Source organism: Dyella sp. BiH032 (assembly GCF_031954525.1).
Lineage (GTDB): Bacteria > Pseudomonadota > Gammaproteobacteria > Xanthomonadales > Rhodanobacteraceae > Dyella_D.
Genome location: NZ_CP134867.1, coordinates 3,039,499 through 3,058,716 on the forward strand (window position 1 = coordinate 3,039,499; position 19,218 = coordinate 3,058,716).

General features: G+C 69.5%; 14 protein-coding genes. All 14 read right to left on the minus strand.

Annotated elements, in window-relative coordinates; genetic code table 11:
- Positions 1–175 precede the first annotated feature (175 nt).
- Genes RKE25_RS13410 through RKE25_RS13475 form a run of 14 tightly spaced genes read right to left on the minus strand, consistent with a single transcriptional unit; the run spans position 176 to position 19,109 of the window.
- Positions 176–757, minus strand: a complete 582-nt coding sequence (locus tag RKE25_RS13410) for a hypothetical protein (protein ID WP_311838608.1) — start codon at positions 755–757, stop codon at positions 176–178.
- A 27-nt stretch (positions 758–784) separates the two neighbouring features.
- On the minus strand, positions 785–1,945 hold the full coding sequence (gene tssA / locus RKE25_RS13415; RefSeq protein WP_311838609.1) for a type VI secretion system protein TssA: 1,161 nt from the start codon (positions 1,943–1,945) through the stop codon (positions 785–787).
- Between the two features lie 19 nt (positions 1,946–1,964).
- On the minus strand, positions 1,965–5,960 hold the full coding sequence (locus tag RKE25_RS13420; protein ID WP_311838610.1) for a type VI secretion system protein: 3,996 nt from the start codon (positions 5,958–5,960) through the stop codon (positions 1,965–1,967).
- A complete protein-coding gene (locus RKE25_RS13425; protein ID WP_311838611.1) occupies positions 5,957–6,721 on the minus strand; it encodes a DotU family type IV/VI secretion system protein in 765 nt (254 codons plus the stop codon). Before RKE25_RS13425 ends, RKE25_RS13420 begins: the two co-directional genes overlap by 4 nt.
- Entirely contained in the window at positions 6,718–8,124 is a 1,407-nt protein-coding gene (gene tssK, locus RKE25_RS13430) for a type VI secretion system baseplate subunit TssK (protein WP_311838612.1), read from the minus strand. Before tssK ends, RKE25_RS13425 begins: the two co-directional genes overlap by 4 nt.
- 19 nt (positions 8,125–8,143) lie before the next feature.
- On the minus strand, positions 8,144–8,617 hold the full coding sequence (locus RKE25_RS13435; protein WP_311838613.1) for a hypothetical protein: 474 nt from the start codon (positions 8,615–8,617) through the stop codon (positions 8,144–8,146).
- On the minus strand, positions 8,617–9,015 hold the full coding sequence (locus RKE25_RS13440; protein ID WP_311838614.1) for a DUF4150 domain-containing protein: 399 nt from the start codon (positions 9,013–9,015) through the stop codon (positions 8,617–8,619). Before RKE25_RS13440 ends, RKE25_RS13435 begins: the two co-directional genes overlap by 1 nt.
- Positions 9,016–9,018: 3 nt before the next feature.
- On the minus strand, positions 9,019–9,567 hold the full coding sequence (locus RKE25_RS13445) for a DUF3540 domain-containing protein (RefSeq protein ID WP_311838615.1): 549 nt from the start codon (positions 9,565–9,567) through the stop codon (positions 9,019–9,021).
- Positions 9,567–10,634 carry a pentapeptide repeat-containing protein gene (locus RKE25_RS13450; protein ID WP_311838616.1) on the minus strand — a complete coding sequence of 356 codons (1,068 nt, stop codon included), beginning with the start codon at positions 10,632–10,634 and terminating at the stop codon, positions 9,567–9,569. Before RKE25_RS13450 ends, RKE25_RS13445 begins: the two co-directional genes overlap by 1 nt.
- The gene (locus RKE25_RS13455; protein WP_311838617.1) at positions 10,631–13,219 is read right to left on the minus strand and encodes a DUF2169 domain-containing protein; all 2,589 of its coding nucleotides are present in this window, start codon (positions 13,217–13,219) and stop codon (positions 10,631–10,633) included. Before RKE25_RS13455 ends, RKE25_RS13450 begins: the two co-directional genes overlap by 4 nt.
- A gap of 7 nt (positions 13,220–13,226) precedes the next feature.
- Positions 13,227–15,809: a contractile injection system protein, VgrG/Pvc8 family gene (locus tag RKE25_RS13460; RefSeq protein WP_311838618.1), complete on the minus strand. Its 2,583-nt coding sequence runs from the start codon at positions 15,807–15,809 to the stop codon at positions 13,227–13,229.
- Positions 15,806–16,933 carry a type VI secretion system baseplate subunit TssG gene (gene tssG / locus RKE25_RS13465; RefSeq protein ID WP_311838619.1) on the minus strand — a complete coding sequence of 376 codons (1,128 nt, stop codon included), beginning with the start codon at positions 16,931–16,933 and terminating at the stop codon, positions 15,806–15,808. The genes RKE25_RS13460 and tssG overlap by 4 nt, the downstream gene beginning before the upstream one ends.
- A complete protein-coding gene (tssF, locus tag RKE25_RS13470; protein WP_311838620.1) occupies positions 16,897–18,720 on the minus strand; it encodes a type VI secretion system baseplate subunit TssF in 1,824 nt (607 codons plus the stop codon). The genes tssG and tssF overlap by 37 nt, the downstream gene beginning before the upstream one ends.
- Positions 18,717–19,109 (minus strand): GPW/gp25 family protein, encoded by a 393-nt coding sequence (locus RKE25_RS13475; protein WP_311838621.1) that lies wholly within the window; start codon positions 19,107–19,109, stop codon positions 18,717–18,719. Before RKE25_RS13475 ends, tssF begins: the two co-directional genes overlap by 4 nt.
- Between the last annotated feature and the right edge of the window lie 109 nt (positions 19,110–19,218).

A 19,218-nucleotide genomic window follows, 5' to 3' on the forward strand; every position in this document is an offset into this window, starting at 1 on the left:
CGGTTTCCTTCGTAGCGCACGGAATGGGGAGAGCGGAGCGTCAATGTCCCCGGCTATTGGGCGGCGCCGTCGGCGATAGCCCACCCGCGCGTACCCGGTGCAGCCATTTGCTTCGATGCCGCTTCATTTCGCGGCATGGGGCATGGACGGCTCCTGCGGTGCGCGCCTCATCGTTTCAGAGCCGCGTAAAAGTCAGCTTGTGATAGCTGCGGGTGTTGGTGTTGTGGTCCTTCACGCTCACCATGTAGGTACGCCCGGTCGGCTGCCCGCCGGGGCTGTAGGTTTCCTTGACGATCAGGCCGGCGCGGTTCCGGTTGGGATTGGTGTCGCCCGGCACCGTGCCCGCCTTGATCATGCGCGCGATGCGGTTTTCGATGGTCTTGTGCGCGCTGAGGTTGATCCGGCTCTTTTCGTTGACCAGATTGCGCTTGATGCTCGGCCCGCCGAAGCGGTCCGAGGCCAGATGCGCCTTATGCACATTGGCCGGCACGTAGTGCGGGTTGACCACGCCGATGCCGGCCAGGTTGTCGCGCGCGGCGCCAGCGGGGCGCGTGCGCAGCTTCGCCGATACGTAGACTTTCTTCACGCCGCCGCCGACACCCGGATATTTGCTCTTCCGCTGCCCGAAGCGATTGACCCGGTCGATGTCGGCCTTGGCCTTGAAGGCTCGATAGCGGGGCTGGTCGATCTGCGCATAATGAATCCGGCCGATCGTCGTGCCGTTCTCTTTGATGTCTCGCCGTGTCCAAGCAGGCATGGCCCGCATCTCCCTTATCGATAGACGTCACGCGTCCGTTTCGCCACCGAGCAGCTCGAAGATGTCGATCCGCCCGCCCCCTTGCTGAAACACCTCCCGGTACAGCTCGGCCGCGTTCAGTCCGCCCCACGCCACCGCGCGGCGGATCAGGTACGGCACGGGACTGTGCGGTTCCACCTGCATCAGGTAATCGCCGATCTCGGCCAGCACCTGGTAGGCACGTTCGCGCTCGCCGAGCAGGTCGGCCATGCCGCGCGGCGGCTCTTCGGCATCGCCGTCTTGCTCGTCGACGCCGGTATCAGGATCGCCGTGCGACAGCGCGCTCGCCTGCGGCAGTGCGACCGGCCCGCGCCGGGTCAGTTCGCCGCGCAGCAGCGCTTCGATACGCGCCAGCAGGTCGTCCAGCTTGCCCAGCGAGGGCGTTTCGGGACCAAGGCGATCGCGCAGCGACTGCTCGAAGGCGGCGAGCGCGGCGCGGCCATCGCCCAGCACGGCGTGGCGCTCGCGCAGGGACGCCGCGCCCATGCGCGCCAGCAGTCCCTGCAGGTCCTCCAGCGAGGCGGCCTCCTGCGCCTCGTCCGGCAGGTTGCCGTTCACCGCGCGCAGGCGCTCGTGATAATGCGCCAGCTCCCACTCCGACCAGCTCGCCGCGTGATCGTCGTCCTCGGCCAGCGGCAGCAGCGAGATGGCGTTGAGCAGCTTCTCGTTGATCCAGCGGACGATGTTGCAGCGCGCGTCGTAGCCGTCGCCGTCCGCGCGCGGGTGCAGTTCGTCCCACCACGCCTCGCACAAGCCGCGCAGCAGCGCGAAGCACGGGGCCAGCGCGACGTAGCCGCACTGATGCAGCTCGGCCTCCAGCATCCATGCGCCGAGCTGCAGGTCCTTGCCGACGGTATCGAGCATGCCCGCAGACAGTTGCGCCACCTTCGGCCAGTTGGCACGCCGCAGCTCGGTCACCCACGCGCCCTGCGGCAATGTGGTGTCGTCGCTCTGGCGCAGTTGCTGGATCATGCGGAAGCCCATGTTTTCGCGCGCCGGCACGCCGGCGGGCAGCGGGCCGTCCAGGGGCGCCAGCAGCCGCGCGAGCGGGAGGCCGAGCCGGCGTTCGAAATAACCGCCGTCGTCGCACGCCACCGGCACCTCGTCCGGTAGGGCATCCATCGTCCTGGCTTGCGCTTGCTGGCTCATCGCACCACTCCCAAGGGTTTCACCACAGCACGGGCGCCTCGCGCGGGAACGCGGGCGCTTCCAGCGGTACCGCGGCCTTGGTGGCCGGGTCGGTGCCGGAAAGTTTCAGGGTCAGATAAAGGTCCGCCTGCTCGTTCGACTTGCCGTCGGTCGCCGCGTTGGCGTCGAGCACCGGCACGCGGAAGCGCAGCAGGCGCTGGCCCGCGTCGAGCGATCCCGTATCGGCGGACGCGCCATGCGTATCCAGCCAGCGCAGCAGGGCCCAGGCGCCGCCGGTCTCGAACACGGCGTGGTAACCGCTGCTGCGCAGCTCCGGCTGCGCGGCGTCGGGCAGCGGCATGTAGCGCGAGCGGTCGGCCCATTGCAGGTCCAGCGACAACGGCGTGCCGACGCTCCAGGCGAAGCTCTCGTCCGCGCCCGGCCAGGCCGCGCCCTGCGCGCCGCCCGCGCGCAACGTCCAGCCGATCAGCTGATTGCTGATCGGCGAACGGTCGGGCAAGGCGCGGAAACCGGCTTTCACCTGGATCGGCAGGCTCTGCGGCTGCGCCGAGAGATTGCCGGCGAAGAAGGCTTCCACCGCGTCGAGCTGGTCGACGAAGGCCTTCATCTTCGCGGCGCGCGCGCCGGCGGCCCCGGTGGTGGACGCGTGTTCCAGCCAGGCCTTCAGTTCCGGCTTTTCCTTGGCGTAGTAGACGAAGAACGCCTTGACCACCGCCGGCGATACCTCGCGCGAATCGGCCGGGCCGAACGGATAGCGCCCTGCCAGCTGGCTGTTGAACAGCATGCCGATGCGCGCGTAATGCAGGTCGGAGCTGGCCTGGCCGCGGCCCGTGCAGGCCGCGCGCGCCTGCTTCTCCATCTCGGTGCGGCGTGCGGAGAACAGGTCGTTGCCCACCGGCGGCGCGTTGTAGCCGGCCAGCGTGGCTTCGCAGTTCGCATAGCTGAGGCTCGCCAGCTGCTTCAGGAAGAAATCGTTGAGGTGCGCCACCTGCCCTGCCGGATCGGCGAACTGCACCGCGCGGTTGAGCTCCGTAATGGTGCCGCCCCAATACGCATCGACCTGGGTGTTGAGGCGCTGGCTGTTGTTGACGCCCTGCATCTGCCGCAGCAGCGTGACGAACGGCGCCGCATAGCGCGACAGCACCTGCACGCGCTGCAGCTGGCGATCCAGATAGCCCTGCAGCACCGGCGTACTGCCCAGATCGAACAGCGGCGCCGCCTCGTTGCCGCCTCCTTGCAGCGGCGGGTCGTAGAGATGGCTGGACGAACCCAGCGTGGAGACGTCCAGCAGCATGCTAGAAGCGTAGTTCTGCGCGCACTGGCCGACTTCGTCCGCCACATTGCCGAAGCCAAGCTGGCGCATGCGCTGCTGGGCCTGCAGCATCGGATCGAGTGCGGCGGACAGGCTCGAACTTTCCTCGGCCAGCTCGCGATCCAACTGCGAAGTGGCATCCAGGCCGGTGTCGACCGCCTGCACCTGTCCGCGCTGGTTGCGCGCCAGGGTGTCCTGCAGCGCCAGCCGCAACTGCGTGCGCGCCAGGCGCTCGTACAGCGGCTGGTCCGAGGCCGCGCCCACCTGGCCCAGCTTTTCGCGGCTGGCAAACTCCTGGTACTCGCGCAGCTGCGCCAGGATCCCGTCGAAGGTGCTCGGCCGCCAGCCGCCGGCCGCGCCGTTGCAGCTGTACGGCAGCGGCGACTTGATCTGCATGAAGGTCGTATCGGCCAGTGCGTGCAATCCGCCGACCTCGCGCCCCAGCCCGGGGCTGATGCCTTCGAGCTGGTGGTTGGAGGGGTTGACCACGAACAGCGAGCCGTACGGCGCCAGCGTCGCGCTGCGCAGGCTGTCCACCGCCGGCTGGTAGCAGCTGTCCAGGTCGAAGTAACCCAGCGTGCTGCGCAGGCTCGGGTCGTAGCGGTGATGCTTGATCAGGTCCTCGATACCCGGCGCGATCTCGCTACCCATGCGCGTGCAGGGGTTGTCCTCCGGCGTGCTGAGCAGCCAGCGGTTGTGCACCCAGGCGAGCCAGCTGTTGAAACCGCGCAGGGTATCGAGCAGGGGCGGCTTGCCCTCCTGCAGGGTGGACAGCAGCGGCACGCCGGCGGCGGCGCGGTGCAGCAGGTCGTTCTCGGCCTGCGCGGCCATGCGTTCGAACTGCTTGCCCAGGCGCTCGCGCAGGTCGGCGGAGATCGACGGCACGTCCGCATAGCTTGCCGCCGACAGCGCATCGGCCAAGGGGCTGTCGCGCCGGATGGTGTCCCCCGGCAGCGGGCTGCCGTAGAGGTAGTCGGCCAGCGCGCCGAAATCCAGCAGCAGACCGCGCTGCTCGATCATGCCCGGCTGCGCGATGCGCGCGAACCGCTGCAAGTTGTCCTCCAGCGCGGAAAGCTCGTTGAGCTGGCGCTTCAATTGGCCGACGTAGTTGGCATACACCGCATCCGGCGCCGCCTGGGCTTCCGAGAGCCGCAGCGTCGCCGCCGACAGCTCTTCGATGCGCTGCGACAGCTTGCAGGCCATCGACGGCAGGATTACCTGCTGCAGCGCGTTCTTCGACACTACGTCGGTAATGCCGTGGTGGATACGCCCGTCCACCCACGACAGCGGGATAGCGGCGTAGCGCGTGTCTTCGCTCAAGGTGGTGATCTGCGCCACCAGCTTGTAGACGTGTTCCTGGTCCAGGCAGCCGCGCTGGGCCAGCGTCTTGCTGTTGAGCGAGATGTTCAGCAGCGTGTCGCGCAGGCCCTGTGCGTGCTGGTTCACCTGCGTGGCGCTCCACGGCAGCGCGATCGCCAGCGCCAGCGAGATGCCCACCACCGTCAACTGCAGGCGCCGGATCAACCGATTGCGCGCCAGCAATCCCTTCTGCGTGCGCTGCGACAGACGTTGCTCAGCCAGCGCCTTGTCGCGGATCAAGCCTTCGACGAAGGACACGTCCTTGCGCGGTCCGTCCACGTCCGGCAGGTCCGCCGCGCCGACCACGCCGACGAAGTACAGCCCGCGGCAGAACGAGCGCGTCTCGTACACATTGGTCTTGAACAGCGTGCCGAGGAAGTCCAGCGCCGGCCCCTGCAGGCTGCGCATGTGCTGCGGGAACAGGAAAAAGCCGTCGACGTCGTCGATGTGGTCCTTGCCGGTGGCCGCCGCCAGCACCAGGCTGCGCAGGCCGTCGATCACCTTGTCGAAGGCCTTGGGTACCCAGTCGGCCGGCAGGCCATTGTCGTCCAGGGTGGGGCTGGACCAGCCGACGATCTGGCTGCGCAGGCGCGGGTCCTGCGCCTTCCAGAAACTGTCGAAACCGGGAATGGCGTCGCAGTGGCTGAACACCACGTACACCGGCAGGGCGTAGGCGAAAGCATCCTGCAGTTCGTGGATGCGCGCATAGGCATAGCGGCCCAGCGCCGCGCGCTGTTCCGGCGTCGCCGCGCACAGCCGCTCGGCGGACACCACCCAGACGATGCCATCCAGCGCGCGGTCCGGCCGCAGGCTGTCGATGTCGGCCAGCATCTCGCTCCAGCGCGCATCGGTAGCGCCGATCGTCGCCGGTTCGCCCAGCACGCCGTCGGGATCGATCAGGATGCCCTTTTCCAGGAAATGCCATTCGCTATGGGGCACCGCGGCATTGAGGTAGGCCTCCTGCTTCGCCTCGCGCAGGCGCGACGCGCGCTGCAGGCTTTCCGGCACCGACGCGGCGAGGCTGCTCTTGCCGTCGCCAGGAAAGCCGAGCAGCAGCAGCCACGAACTCTGGTAGCGCCAATCGCGCCGCGCCCATACATAGCGCAGCGCTCGCTCGACCACTGCATAGCGGCGCCGCACCGCATCGCGCAGGCGCACCCAGCGGCTCTGCCCGTCGCGATTCTTCGGCGGCCGCGCCGCGATCGCCTTCGAGCGCGCGCGCCACATCAGCCACGCGATCAGCACGAATGCCACCACGGCCAGCACGGCCAGCACCAGGAACAGCGGGCTGAAGCCCTCGGTGCCCGCGGTCGACGGCGGCGCTGGCGCGGCGGGCAGGCTCATATGGCCCCGCCGATCGCATCCAGCAGCGACCAGGTCAGCAGCAGCCAGACCAGCGAGGACAGCACCAGATAGCCGAGCGCGCCGTAGGCCACGGCGCGCAACCAGGGCGCGAGCGCGATGCGCGTGTTGTCGCGATCCGACACCACCGTGTAGTCGTAGGCCTGCGGGAAAGCCTGCGCGTCCACCGCGCCGAGCCGGCGTCCGCTGGCCAGCGGGTACAGCCGCGCGCGGTATTCGCGCAGCTTGTGCCTTCCTTCCGGCCCGCGATACATGCCCTGGAAGCCCAGCTGCATCGCCAGCAGCAGCACAGAGGCGAGGTCGGCATCCAGCGCGGTGCGCTCACCCGCGCCCATCAGGTCTTCCACCAGGGTGAAGAACCGCCGGCCGGCGATGCGCGAGCGCTCGACCGTGTATTCGAGCAGGTGCTCGGGCCAGTGCTCGGCGCCGGGCCAGTGCAGTTCCAGGATGAAGATCTCGTCCGCCAGCGCCACCATGGCGTAGCGCGCGCGCCGGTACGCTTCCAGTTCCGCGCCGGTGGCCGCGGCCTGCACGTCGCGCGACTGGCGGTCCAGCACTGTCAGCAAGCGGTGCGCGATGCGCTCGGTCATCTCGTGCGCCGCCATCTCCCCGTGCGGGTTTTCCGGCTGCAACAGCTTGACCAGCCCGCCCTTGAGAATGGCGAGCTTGATCTGCGCGACCTCCTCGTAGAACGAGGCAAAGCGCGCCAGCAGGAAACTGGGAGCGGCGTCGTTCGCGCTCATGGACGCGGCGGTGCTCCTTCGCGTGGCAGGTACAACGTGATCGCCGCCGGCACGTTCTCGTCGGGCTCGCCGAGGATGACGAAGGTATGGCCTTCGTTGATCAACGGCCGCGACGCGCCGTCCTCGCCCTCGATGGTCGCGTTGGCGACCTCGTAGACGTAAGCCCCGGCGCGCAGGTTGAGCGCGGCAACCTGCGCCGGCGTCGCCTCCTTCACGGTGGCACCCGGATAACGGCGGCGCACCAGCAGGTAGATCAGCTCCTCGCTGGCCATGCGCGCGCTGCCCAGCCATTGCGACAGCGTGGCGGCGTTCTGGCCCGCGCGCGGGGTCAGCTCGATCAGCAGCTTGCCGGTATCGATGCCGCGCGGCAGCTGGATGCGGAAGCCGGACGCGCCGACGCGCTGGAACTCCAGCACGCGATAGTTGGCATTGAGCCGGCCGAGCTGATCGCGTACGTAGGTGATCGCCCGCATGAACCCCGGCAGGCAGTCGTTGTGATCGTAGGCGCCCAGCACCGGCGGCGGCGGCGCGCCCGGCGTGGCGGCGACGAAGCCCACCAGCTGCGACAACGCCAGGTACAGATCGGCCGGGTGCGTGTGCCCCGCCTGCAGCAGCACGTCGAAAGCCGGCAGCGCCATCACCAGGTGGCGCGCTGCCTGCACCTGCGCGCTGGTCTCGGCGTCCTGCCGCGATTGCCCGCGCTCGTCCAGGCGCAGGCCGAGCAGTTCGCGGTACTTGCGCCACAGCAGTTCCGACAGCGAGGCCAGCGCGCGCTGCAGGCCCGTATCGCCTTGGAACGCCGACGCATCGATACGCAGCATCGGCGGATGGAACGGCGCCAGGTGCACGCCGCGCGAGTCCCCGTACAGTTCCAGCAGCGGCACCGAGCAATAGCTCTTGGCGATGCTGTCGCCGCAGGCCAGGCTCACCTTCGGCCGCATGCGGTCCACCACCATCTCGTCCTTGCCGGTGTTCTCGTCCGCCTCCAGCTCGCCGCGCTCGATGGTGTAGCGCTGCATGTCGCCGATGTCGCTGGCCGCGCCCTTGCCGCGCACCGGCACGCGCAGGTGTACGCGCACGGTCTTCTGCTGGTTCCAGTCGTTGCCGCTCAGGTCCAGCGAGAGCATGGACGGCGCGAAATGGCCGGGATAGTCGATCACCAGCCCGTCGGTCATCACGCAGCGCAGCCGCTGGAGCACCACCCGGCCCTTGGCCAGCTCGGTGCTGTCCAGCGCCAGGTCCAGCACGCCCCAGCTGTTGGAGTCGAGCATCAGCAGGCGCCGGTGCAGCAGGCTGTTCCAGTAGATGTCGTTCTGCTGGAAGTGGTGCGGCGACAGCAGCATGCCTTCGGACCAGGAGACCGGCTCGGGCAAGGTATCGAAGGCGTCGACGGCTGCGTTCATGGCGCTTCCCCGGCAAGGTTCATGGCTGTTCGGTCACGGCGATCTGGGTGGACTGGAGCCACACCACGGCGCGCCGGAACTGGGTGAGGTCCGCGCGCGCCTGGCCGTCCTTGGCCAGGTAGTTGGCATAGGCGTAGACGGCGACGGCCTTGCCCGCGCGCTTGGGCAGCGGCACCGGATCGATTACCAGCGCCGGCGGTATTTCCAGGTGCACGACGTCGATCTTCTGGCCCATGCCGCTCTGCAAGGCGGTCTTCTGCGCGAACCATTCGGGACCGGTCTTGGGCAGCATCTCGGCGCTGGCGGCGTCGTACAGGAAGACCAGGTCCAGCTGCGCCGCGGAGTTGAGATTGGCCCCGGGCGGCGCCGCCACGCGCACGCTCGACAGCGTGGTGGTCGGCGTACGGCCCAGCAGCTTGTTCACCGTGCCGCAGCCGGCCAGGCCGGCCAGCAGCAGCGCGAGGACGATGGCGTGGGCGATCCGGCCGCGCATCAGCTCAGCACCATCACGGTGACCTGCGAGGGCGTCAGCGACACGCCGACCATATTGGGCAGCAGCCCGTTCTGCCCCACCACGCCGAACGTATGCGTGCCGGGGATGCAGCCCATGAACACCTTCAGGCTGCCCAGCAGCGAACGGAATTGCCCCATGAACAGGTGCGATATCACCCCGCCCTCGGCACCCGGCTGGTCGCCGTTGCTGATGGCGCCGATCGTGACGAGGTTCTCCGCCAGGCCGCCGCCGATGATCACCTGGAACTGCGCGGGGATATCCGCGAACGACAGCGCGATGTTCGGGAACGGCATCGGCGTGGGCACGCCCAGCACCGGCACGAAGCACACGTCCGGGAAGGCCAGGTTGAGCACGCCGAGGTTGGTGTTGGCGAACATGGCTCACCCCAGACTGATGCGCTCGGCATCGATCTTGGCGTCCTGCCGCGCGGTGATCATCGCCTGCTCACCGTGCAGCCGCAGGAACTGGCGCGCATCCAGCAGGAATTGCTCGACCTGGCCGACGTAGGTACGCGCGGTCTGCACCAGCGACTCGGCTGCGCTGGCGAACAGCTGCCGCGCATTGAGCGAGAGCGTGCCCTGCACCGAGGTCACCTCCACGTCGCCGGCGGCGCGCAAGGCGATGCTGCGCGTGGCAGCGATATCCACTTCGGCCTGCCGGATCGACACCGCGTCGGCGCCGGGCACCGCCAGCGTCGCGCGACAGCCGTCGACGCGGGCCAGCACGTGCAGCACGAAGCATTCGCCACTGGCGGTGGCGACCAGCAGCACGCGATCGCCGGGCTCCGGTGTCACCAGGCAGGACACCGCCTGCCGGGCGGAGCGGCCGTCGTCGAGCCGCCAACTGTTCTGGCCCAGCGATTCGCGGATCACGGCTTCGAACCACGCCGGCGCGGCGGGGACGGATTTGGCTTGGCGGGCGGCGAACATCAGGGCATCTCCAGGGCAAGGGCGCGGGCCTCGGCGGCAAGGCGCTGCGGCGAGGTGCCGCGTACGCGGTGCGTATGCGCACCGCGCAGGTCGGCATCGACGAAACGGGTGTGGTGGAAGCTGGCGTAGTCCAGCCGCGCGCCGGCGAAACGCAGGCGTGCGCCGGTGGCGTGATCGAAACGCGCATATGCGAAGACCGCTGCGCCGGCGTCGACGTCCGCCAGCTGCGCGTGATCCCACACGCTGCCGGTGGCGCGCGCGCCGTTCAGCGACACCTTGCGCAGCACGGCGGACTGGAACAGCGCGCCCTCGCAGGCGAGGCCGGTCGCGTCGACCTCGCTCCATTGCGACTCCAGCAGCAAGGCGTTGTCCATGCGCGCCTCGCGCAGGCTGGTGCCGGCGAACACGGCCTTGCGCAAGTTGGCCTCGCGCAGGTCGGCGCCGTCGAGGCGCGCGCCGGTGAAATCGGCGCCTTCGAGCAGGCAGCGCTGCAGCACGATGCCGCGCAGGTCCATGCCATCGAACCGCGCGCCTTGCAGCACTGCCGCCTGCGCGATCAGGCCGGCGACATCCATGCCACGCGCATCGATGCCGGGAATCACCGCCTGCGTCAGCGTGGCCCCGGCAAGCACCAGTCCGCCCAGTTCGCACTGGGTGGCGACGGTGCGGTACAGGGTCGCCTGGTCGAAACGGGCGCCTTTCAAGTCGACCTGCGTGAATGCGGACAGCGCGAGGCTGGCCTGCGACCACAGCGATGCCGGCAGGTCGCATAGCGCTAACGCGGCCTGCTGCAGCGACGCCTTTTCCCAGCGCGAACCGTCCAGCCGGCAGCGGGTGAAGCTGCACCCTTCGAGCGTCGCCTCGCGCAGGTCCGCCTCGCGCAGGTCGCAGTCGACGAAGGTCACGTGCTGCAGGCGCGCGCCGCGCAATGCGGCGCCGCGCCATGTCGTCCGGTTGACGACGAGGTTGTCGATCGCGCGTCCGCTGCCATCCAGCGCGCCCAGGTCCACGCCGTGGACCGGCCGTCCCAGCCGTTGCAGCTGCGCGATGTCGTCCCAGCCGATCACGGCAGCCTCCGGCCGGGCTCCAGGCGCACGCCGTCGAGCCGGGCCTGGTCGAAGCGCGCCTCGGCGCATTCGGCCTGCACGAAGTTCGCTTCGCGCAGATCCGCCTGGCGGAAGTCCGCGCGCCGGCACATGGCCTGGTAGAAATCCGCCGCCTCCGCATGGCAGCCGGTCAGTTCGCCGCTCATGAAGAGCGAGCGGTAGAACAGCGTGCGCTCCAGCACGGCCCGCGGCAGCCGTGCGTCGCTGAAGTCGCATTCGCGGAACTGCCCCTCGGCGAGGTTGGCATCGGCGAGGTTGGCGCCGCGCCAGCTGCTGTGGTCCGCGCGCACGCGCTGCAGGTCCGCGCGCGCCCAGTCCGCGCCGCCGCCGCCCTGCACGCGGCTGAGGTCCGCGCCGGCCCACAGGCTGTCGGTGAGCCGGCATTCCATCAGCACGCTGCGCACCAGCGCCGCTTCGCGCCAGTCCGCGCCGGCGAGACTGGACCCCAGCAGCACCGTGCGCTGCAACGAAGCGTGCGCCCAGCGGCTGCCGTCGGCCTTCGCGTGCAACAACACGCAGTCGGCCAGCGTGGCGTGTTCGAGGCTGGCGCCTTCCAGCACGATGTTCGGCGCGATCCAGCGCTCGAAGCGCGCGCCGGCCAAGTCCGCGCCGCGCCAGTCCGCATCGCCTGCCTGCGCGCCGGTGAAACTGGCGCTGCGGAACACCGTGTCATGCGCCCGCGTGCGCCCCAGGTTGGCGCCGTCGAAGCGCGCCGAGGTGCAGTCGGCCGCGTCCAGCGTGGCGCCGGTGAGCGCCACTTCGCTCAGGTCCGCGCCGTCGAGGCGTGCGCCGCGCAGGTCCGACGCTTCGAGCAGCGCGCCGCGCAGATCGGCCCCGGAAAGCATGGCGCCGCGCAGGTCGGCACCGGCCAGATCGCAGCCGTGCAGCGACGCACCCTCGCGCAGCCGCAGCAGGATCCACTGGCCGATCGCCGCGGCCACCTCCGGTTGCAGCGGCAGCCCCGGCACGCTGGGTTCGGGCGCGGCCAGCCGCCCCTTGCGATGCAGCTCCTGGATCTGCGTGACCGCGACGGGCGGCACGCCGGCGATCGCGCCGAACTCGTTCAGTGCGCCCACCGCACCGGCATGGCCGGCGGCGCGCGCGAGCGCTTCCTCCGTGGTGGTCGCGGCGACCGGCGGCGCCGGCGGCAGCTCGGCCAGCTGGCCGGCAGCCTGTTCGCGCAAGGCCTGCGCCTGATCGCGCGCCTCATGCGCGACGCGATCGGCGGCATCGAGCAGCTCGCCCAGGTCGAAGTCGCCGCGGCGAACGGCGGCGTCGGACGGAACGGGCAGCTGGATCGCCATCGGCGCCGGCGCAGCTTCCGGCGCCGGCATGCCGCCGGTCGCTTCGAACTCGGCCGCCAGGCCGGCCTCGCGTGCCGCCTGCGCGGTACGGCGGCGGGCTTCTTCTTCCTGCACCTCCGCGTGCCGCGCGGCGCGCAGGGCGGCATCCGGCTCCGGCGTGAGCTGCGCTTCGTTGAAGACGTGGCGCGCCGCGGTCTCGCGGTTGAGCCGCAGCGCGAGCACCTGGCCGTAGTGCGACAGCGGCCGCGGCGCATCGGCGGCGTGCTCGTACGCCACCATCAGCGCTTCGATGTCCAGCGCGAGGCTGTCCTCCACCTCGATCTCGCCGCGATGGATGGCGATGCCCAGCTCCGCGTCCGGGAAGAACCACACCGTGTCGAACGCCAGCGCGATCTCGTCCGCCGCATCGGCCGGACGGCCGGCGCGGTGGGCGAAGGCGCGCGGGCGGAACTCCGGCAGGAAGCCTTCGATCACCGGCTGCTGCGGATGCATGCCTTCGAGCCGGTACGGTTCGCCGCCGGCGAAGAATCCTTCGATGCGCTGGTCCAGCGGCGCGGCGTTGAAGAACTCCGCGTGCGTGTCGTCAGCCAGGCCCGGGTACGACTCGCTGCGCCAGCGCCGGCCGTAACGGCCGATCCATTGCCGCCGCGGCGCCCAGCCCACGTCGAGCTGGCCGAAGCCGGCCGGCACCTGGCGGCGGCGCGGACTGCGCACCGGCCGGCGCGGGTCTTCCACGTTCGGCATGTCGCCCTGGTTGCGGCCGAAGAACGCGGCGAGCGGATGACGTGCGTAGCCGCGTCCTTCCGGATTGCCTGGATGGCCGGCGCCGCCGTAGGCGCGGGCCCAGGTCAGCGGCATGTGGGTGAACGGCGAAGGCTCGGTGATCTGCAGCCACGGCAGCATGCCGTACATCCACTGGCGGTCGCCCAGCACGCGCAGCTGCTTGTCGATGCCGCCGACTTGCAGGCGCACGCTCATTTCGGTGGTCGCCAGCCCGTGCGCGGCGTACGCGCTGCCGGCCAGCAGCACTTCGCCGCGCGCCTTGGGCATGAGCTCGTCCAGCGGCCTTCCGGCGGGCAGCGCCGCCATCACCTTGCGCCACTGCAGGTTGTCGCGCAGCAGGCTGTCCGGCCGGCCGCCGAGCGCGAAGAAGCCCAGCGTCGCCACCAGCAGCCGGTCCCGGCCCTGCCAGCGGTACGGGCGGTGCATCAGGCCGAGGGTCATCGGTTTGACGATCTTCATGCGCGCCTCATACGTAGATGTAGACCACCGGGATCGACACGCTCATGCCGACGATGTCCAGCGAAATGCGCGCCGCGGCGAGCGTCACCGAGGTACCGACGCCGGTGACGTCCAGCGAGGTGGAAGAACCGTGGATGCCGATGCGCGTTTCCGTCCCGGTGACGCTCAGATCGGTGCTTTCGCCGGTCACCGACACGCCCATGCTGCTGCCGGTGACGCTGATGCGCGACGTGGAGCCGACCACGCCGATGTCCGAACCGGTGCCGGTTACCGAGACCTGGCTCTGCTGCCCGGTGACGTTGATGCCCGAACTCTTGCCGGTGACGTTGATCTGGTTGCTCTCGCCGGTGACCGAGGTCTGGTCGCTGCTGCCCGTAGCCGATATCTGCTGCGCGATGCCGGTGACCGAGGTGCTCTCGCTCTTGCCGGTCACCGAGGTTTCCGTGCGCACGCCCGTCAGCGAGACCTGGCCGGTGAGCCCGGTGAGCGAGGTATTGGAGCTCACGCCCGTGGCCGACGTCACCGAGGTCATTCCCATCAACTCGTGCGCGGTGTTCTCGCCGGTGGTCGTGGTGCTTTCCTGTTGCCCGGTGAACGTCGTGCTCTTGGAGACGCTGGTGGTCGAAATGCGCGTGGCCGTGCCGAGCACGGTGTCTTCGGCGTAGGTGTCGCCGGTGATGGTGCTGTAGCTGGTGCTGTTGCCGATGGTGCTCTTGTTCCAGGTGATCGCCGCTTCCTGGGTGTTGTAGGTGCTGCCGTAGGATTCGGAGCGGCTCAGCAGCCCGTCGGCGCCGTCCTCGGAGGTCGAGTAGCTGTAGCTGGCGCCCTGCTGGTAGCTGGTGTCGCGGTACTGCCCGCTCTCGTAGGCGCCGTTGACGATGCCCACCGCGCGGTCCAGGTCGTAGGCCGAGTGCAGGCCGAAGCGGATGCTCTGCCCGTCGCCGTAGGTCGTGGAGTAATTGCTGCCGACGTGGGTATTGGCCGTCCATCCAGAAGGCGTCACTACCAGGTTGCCGTTGGGCGCGATGATCTGCTGCACCTCCGGCAGTTCCGATTCGTCGCTGGCGCGCGTGACCAGCACGGTGACGCCGATCTCCGGCACCGTGTTCATGCTCGCCGAGAGCTTCACCCACACCGGCTCCTGCGGCGAGCCGGGCGTGGAGAACTGCACGTACACGCCCTTGGCCAGCAGGTTCGGCGGCGCCGCCTGCGAATCGCGCAGGCGGCTGGTGGCCGGATCGAAATTGGCCGGCTCGTAATAGCGCCAGTCGGTGGGGCCGCGCCCGGCCATGTCCACCACCTTGGCCAGGATGCCGCCCTGCTGCGTGTCCTGCACCGAGAACGCGGTGAGCATCGCGGCCGCGTCGGTGGCCTCGAACTGGTTGGTGTAGCCGCCGTCGGCGCTGGCCTTGTGCTGCACCTTGCTCAGCACGAAGGATTTGCCCTCCAGCGACGGGCGCACCGGCGACGGCGACACGCCCTGGGCCATGTCCCCCCTCATGGTGAACTGGCTGCCGACGCGGAAGCCGCTGCAGGTGCTGCTGCCGGAGAGCTGGCGCGCGGACGCGGCCATGCTCGACGCGGTGGTGCGGATGTACTGCCGCACCGTGCCGCTGCTCATGCCGTACTGATAGGTGCGGTACTGGTTGAACGGCAACTCGCCCGGATCGGCCGGCGTGAACGCGTCGAAGGTCTGGAAGGTCGGCACCGGATCTTCGTCCGGCGCGTTCTCCTGGTGCACGAAGCGGCCGCTCACGCCGGTGCTGGTGAGCGATTGCTGGTAGCTGTACTGGAACACCACGTCGTCCATCTGGAGCCCCAGCTCGTCGATGGCGGTGTGGGTGTAGCGCAACGGCCTGCCGAAGGCCTGCGTATAAGCCGGGCGGTTGGCGAACACCACGGTGTGGCCGTTCCCGGTGTGGCGGAAGTAGTAGTAGATGTGCGCCTTGGACATCATGCGGCGCAGGAACTCGAAGTCGCTCTCGCCTGCCTGCAGCCAGTCCTGCACGCGCGCCACGGCGATGTTGTCCTCGCCGGACACGGCATCCAGCGAGAAATCGATGTAGTGCTGGCGCATCAGGTCCGCGATCACGTCGCGCACGCTCTTCTGCGCGTGCACCACGTAGCGGTTGGTGAGTGCGAGCCGCCACAGCGCCGGCTTCATGCCGATGCGGTACACGCCCGGCTCGTCCATCGCGAAGGAGCTGACCATGCCGTTGTACAGCGTCATCGACGGCGCCGACCCCGTGCGCAGCGCCTGCGCGAAGCGCGCGGCGGCATCCGGCGGGCCGTCCTGCGCCGGGCGGTTGATGCCCACGGTGACGGGGCGTCCGACCAGCGCATCGAAACTCAGCGACCGACCGCCGCGCGGGTCGGTGTTGCCGCGCAGCTGCAGCTGGAAATCGAACGGCTCGGACACCGACTCCTGTCCCTCGAACGACAGCAGCCGGAACGTCTCGTCGCCCAGCCACTGGTTGCCGGCCATCGAGATGCCGCAATGCAGGTACAGCAGCGGCGAATCCGCCTGTCCGGCATGCCCGATCGGCAGGATCGCCGTACGGCCGGCGGTATCGGTCGGCAGTGCGCTCATGCGGCCTCCGCCGGATCGTCGGCGCGGATCGTGAAGCGCACCTCGCGCGGTTGCGCGGGCTTGCCGCGCAGCCACGCCGTCTGCCCCAGGCGCAGGCCGTGGCCGCTGCCGAAACCGGCCAGGCGGCGCGGGCGGCCCAGCCACGCGGGCGGGATGTCGTCCTCGGCCACGGCGATCGAGACCACTGCGTCGACATGGCGATCGAACAGGTAATGCACCATCGCCGCCAGGCCGCGGTAGCCGTCGCCGAAGCGGCTTTCGTGCGCTCCGTCGTCCAGGTGCGCGCAGTCCTGCAGCAACAGGCACAGCCGGGCATAAGGCACCGGCCCGACGTGCAGCGCGACCGCCGCGTGGTTCACCCACACCCGGCGCCCCAGCGGCGCGCCGTCGCGCAAGCGCCGCGCCCCCAGCAGCGTGCGGTCGCGCGCCTCGATGTCGCGCCACGCACCGACCAGGGCTTCCACCCGCACCGGCGCCTGCAGGTACACGCCCAGCACGATCTGCGCCTGCGCCGCACTCTTGCGGCCGTTCGCCACCAGCCCGGCCAGGGCCAGCAGCGCACGGCGCGGCAGCGGCACGCGGTGGGCGAGGATGGCCGCGCCCTCCCCTTCGAACGGCGTCAGGCCCATCAGGGCCCCGACCGCATCGGCCTGCCGGGTGTACTCCGGCCGCGTCGCGTCGAAGGCCGGCACGCTGGCCGCCTTCAGTTCGTAGCGCAGCGTGCTGAGGCGGTGGTTGAAGATGTCCAGGAACTCCGCCATCGCCGGGTCGCGCTCGGCCAACCGCTGGCGGATCCATTCGGCGAAGCTGTCCGGCAGCGGCCCGAGCACGCCGGACAGCGCGAAGTTCGCCACGAACAGTTCGATACGCGGATCGCGCACCGAACGGCGGCGTTCGGCGCGTAGCCGGCCGGCGGAGATTTCGCTTCCGGGGAACACCGGCGACATCTCGCCGCGGAAGCGCAGGTGCGCGCCGACCTCGCGCGCACCGCGCCGGCGCGCGGCCGGGTCTTGCGGCGAGGGCCACGATTGCAGGCGCACCCACTGGAAGAAATCGAAGCTCGCCGGCCGCGCACGCAGCCGGTCGGCTAGAGGTTCACCTGTGCGCCAGTCAGGGGTTCCCATGACTTGAGCTCTCCTCGGCGGTCGGAAGATTCGAGAACCAGTTCGACGACAGTGTTGACCTCCGCGTAAAGCGCCAGGAAACGGTGCAGCACGCTGCCGAACAGCACGGCGCTGCCTCCTTCGAAATGCCCCAGGTCCACCTGCACGCGTACCTGCAGGCAGTCGACGAAGCCGCGCCAGGCCTCGCGCAGCGGCATGCGACGTTGCACGCGGCGCGTGGACAGCGCGCGCAGGCCATCGATCTGGCGATAGCCGGTGAGACTGGCCGGGCCCACGTGCAGCCGCAGCATGTTCTTGAGCACTGGCGGCCCGCGCCGCCCGTCCACCAGCGAGAGATGGTTGAGGCACAGCTGCGAGACCAGCGCCCACGGCCGTTCGCCCACCATCTGCGGCGGCTGGTTCGGCGTGGGTTTGCAGGCGACCTTGAGCGATGCCACCGGCCCGGCGCCTTCGAGGAACAGCACGCTGCCGACCAGCAGCTGCGACGGCAACCGGCGGTTGGTGCACAGCGCGGTACCGCCGATCATCTCCTCCGGCGGCAACACCGTGTCGAACTCCGGGTCCAGGAACGACACATAGGTCTCGGTGCCGTGCACCGCGCCGGTCTGGTTCACCTCGCGGCGCGTGGCATAGAAGTAGTCGATCTTGTCCAGCCGCTGCATGTCGTCCAGCGCGAAGTACGGCGCGATCGGTCGCGGGCTGCGGTCCGGACGGATCGAAACCAGTTCTTCGAGGCTGTAGATCTCGCAGTAACGGTGGTTCTGCTCGTCCGCGACCAGGCGGTACTCGTAGTGCCGCTGGTCCAGCACGAACGGCTCGATGCGCTGCGGGAACAGGTTGATCAGCGGCAGGCAATTAAGCCGCAGCAGCTGGCGGTCGTAGTAGTGGTCCTTCGACGGCGGCACATCGAGCAAGAACAGCAGGTCGAACTCGCGGTCCACGCCCGACAGGTCCATGCCCGCCACGTCGAAGAACAGGAACTTCTGCGGAAACGCGAAGTACTCCTGCACCAGCCGGTAGCCCGGATGCGTCAGCGGGTTGGCGCCGAGCACCGCCTCGTCCGGTGCGAAGCCGCGCCACTTGAGCTGGCCGGCATCGAGGTAACGCAGTTCGCCGGTGGACGGGATGCGCACCGCCATCCGCACCAGGTGCATGGCCAGCGCGTCGTACAGCGCATAGGCGTGCTTGTGCTCAGCATGGATGCAGAACCGCAGGAATGGCATCTTCATCGCGTGCACGGGTTCCTTGCCCATGCAAGTGACGGTGGCGCGGACGATCGAGGCGGTACGGGTATCCGCCGGATCCAGCGGGTAGGCGTTGGCCGCCATCGCGTCCACGTGGGTGATCTTCAGCGGCCACAGCGGCGTGTCGTAGCAGGTGCGGAAACGGCAGCGCACCTGCTGGCCGGTGTCATTGGTGGCCAGCGCGTAGACGTAGCGCCCGCGTTCGAGCGTGGCGCCGTGCGCGAAATTGGCGCCGTCCGGGCGCACGTCGATCTCGCCCACCACCATGGACGGCAGCGGCGCCTCCAGGTGCGGATAGAGCTGGGCCAGCAGCGCGTTCGGCAGCACCGCCTGGTCGGTTTCCAGCTGGTAACGCAGCCGTCCGCTCAGCCAGGCGAACGACTGCATGAGCATTTCCACGTGCGGATCGCTGCTGCGTCCGCCGCTCAGTTCCAGCTCCTTGGCGATGGCGGGAAAGGACGCGCCGAAATCCACCGCCTCGTCGCGCAGCGAGGCCAGTTCCTGCTCGTACCACATCTTCAGCCGGGGCGCGTCGGCGTTCATGCCAGCGACTCCGGGCAAGGCAGTTCGAAGCGGAACGGGTTGGCCTCGCCTTCGATCAGCACGTTGCCATGCACGACCAGGGCATACGGTCGCATGGCCTCGCCCGTGGCCAGCCATTCCAGCCGCGGCGTCCGCAGGCGCGGCTCGAAGCGCGCGATGGCCGCGAGCAGCCGTGCGCCGAAGCGCTCGTGATCGGTCATGCCGATCGAGGTGTCCACGATCGGCGGCATGCCGAACTCGCACACCCTCGCCCCGCGCACGCCTTCATAAGGGCGGCACTCCACGATGCGCTGGATCTGTGCGGCGACAGCCGCGGCCGGATCGAACGGCGGCGCCAGGCCCATGTCCGGCTCACTGCGATTGACCAGCCGCTCCAGCAGAAATTGCACGAGCCCTCTCCTCCGCCCCGGCAGCATCGATGCCCGGCAGAACCTTGGTGTTCAAACCGCTGTGCGGCAGCGACATCCCGCCGGCGCGCGTGTGCGCACGCCGCCCGGA

Coding starts and splice junctions, on each gene's coding strand:
- RKE25_RS13410 (WP_311838608.1), bottom strand. CDS start 757: ATGCCTGCTTGGACACGGCGAGACATCAAAGAGAACGGCACGACGATC.
- tssA (WP_311838609.1), bottom strand. CDS start 1,945: ATGAGCCAGCAAGCGCAAGCCAGGACGATGGATGCCCTACCGGACGAG.
- RKE25_RS13420 (WP_311838610.1), bottom strand. CDS start 5,960: ATGAGCCTGCCCGCCGCGCCAGCGCCGCCGTCGACCGCGGGCACCGAG.
- RKE25_RS13425 (WP_311838611.1), bottom strand. CDS start 6,721: ATGAGCGCGAACGACGCCGCTCCCAGTTTCCTGCTGGCGCGCTTTGCC.
- tssK (WP_311838612.1), bottom strand. CDS start 8,124: ATGAACGCAGCCGTCGACGCCTTCGATACCTTGCCCGAGCCGGTCTCC.
- RKE25_RS13435 (WP_311838613.1), bottom strand. CDS start 8,617: ATGCGCGGCCGGATCGCCCACGCCATCGTCCTCGCGCTGCTGCTGGCC.
- RKE25_RS13440 (WP_311838614.1), bottom strand. CDS start 9,015: ATGTTCGCCAACACCAACCTCGGCGTGCTCAACCTGGCCTTCCCGGAC.
- RKE25_RS13445 (WP_311838615.1), bottom strand. CDS start 9,567: ATGTTCGCCGCCCGCCAAGCCAAATCCGTCCCCGCCGCGCCGGCGTGG.
- RKE25_RS13455 (WP_311838617.1), bottom strand. CDS start 13,219: ATGAAGATCGTCAAACCGATGACCCTCGGCCTGATGCACCGCCCGTAC.
- RKE25_RS13460 (WP_311838618.1), bottom strand. CDS start 15,809: ATGAGCGCACTGCCGACCGATACCGCCGGCCGTACGGCGATCCTGCCG.
- tssG (WP_311838619.1), bottom strand. CDS start 16,933: ATGGGAACCCCTGACTGGCGCACAGGTGAACCTCTAGCCGACCGGCTG.
- tssF (WP_311838620.1), bottom strand. CDS start 18,720: ATGAACGCCGACGCGCCCCGGCTGAAGATGTGGTACGAGCAGGAACTG.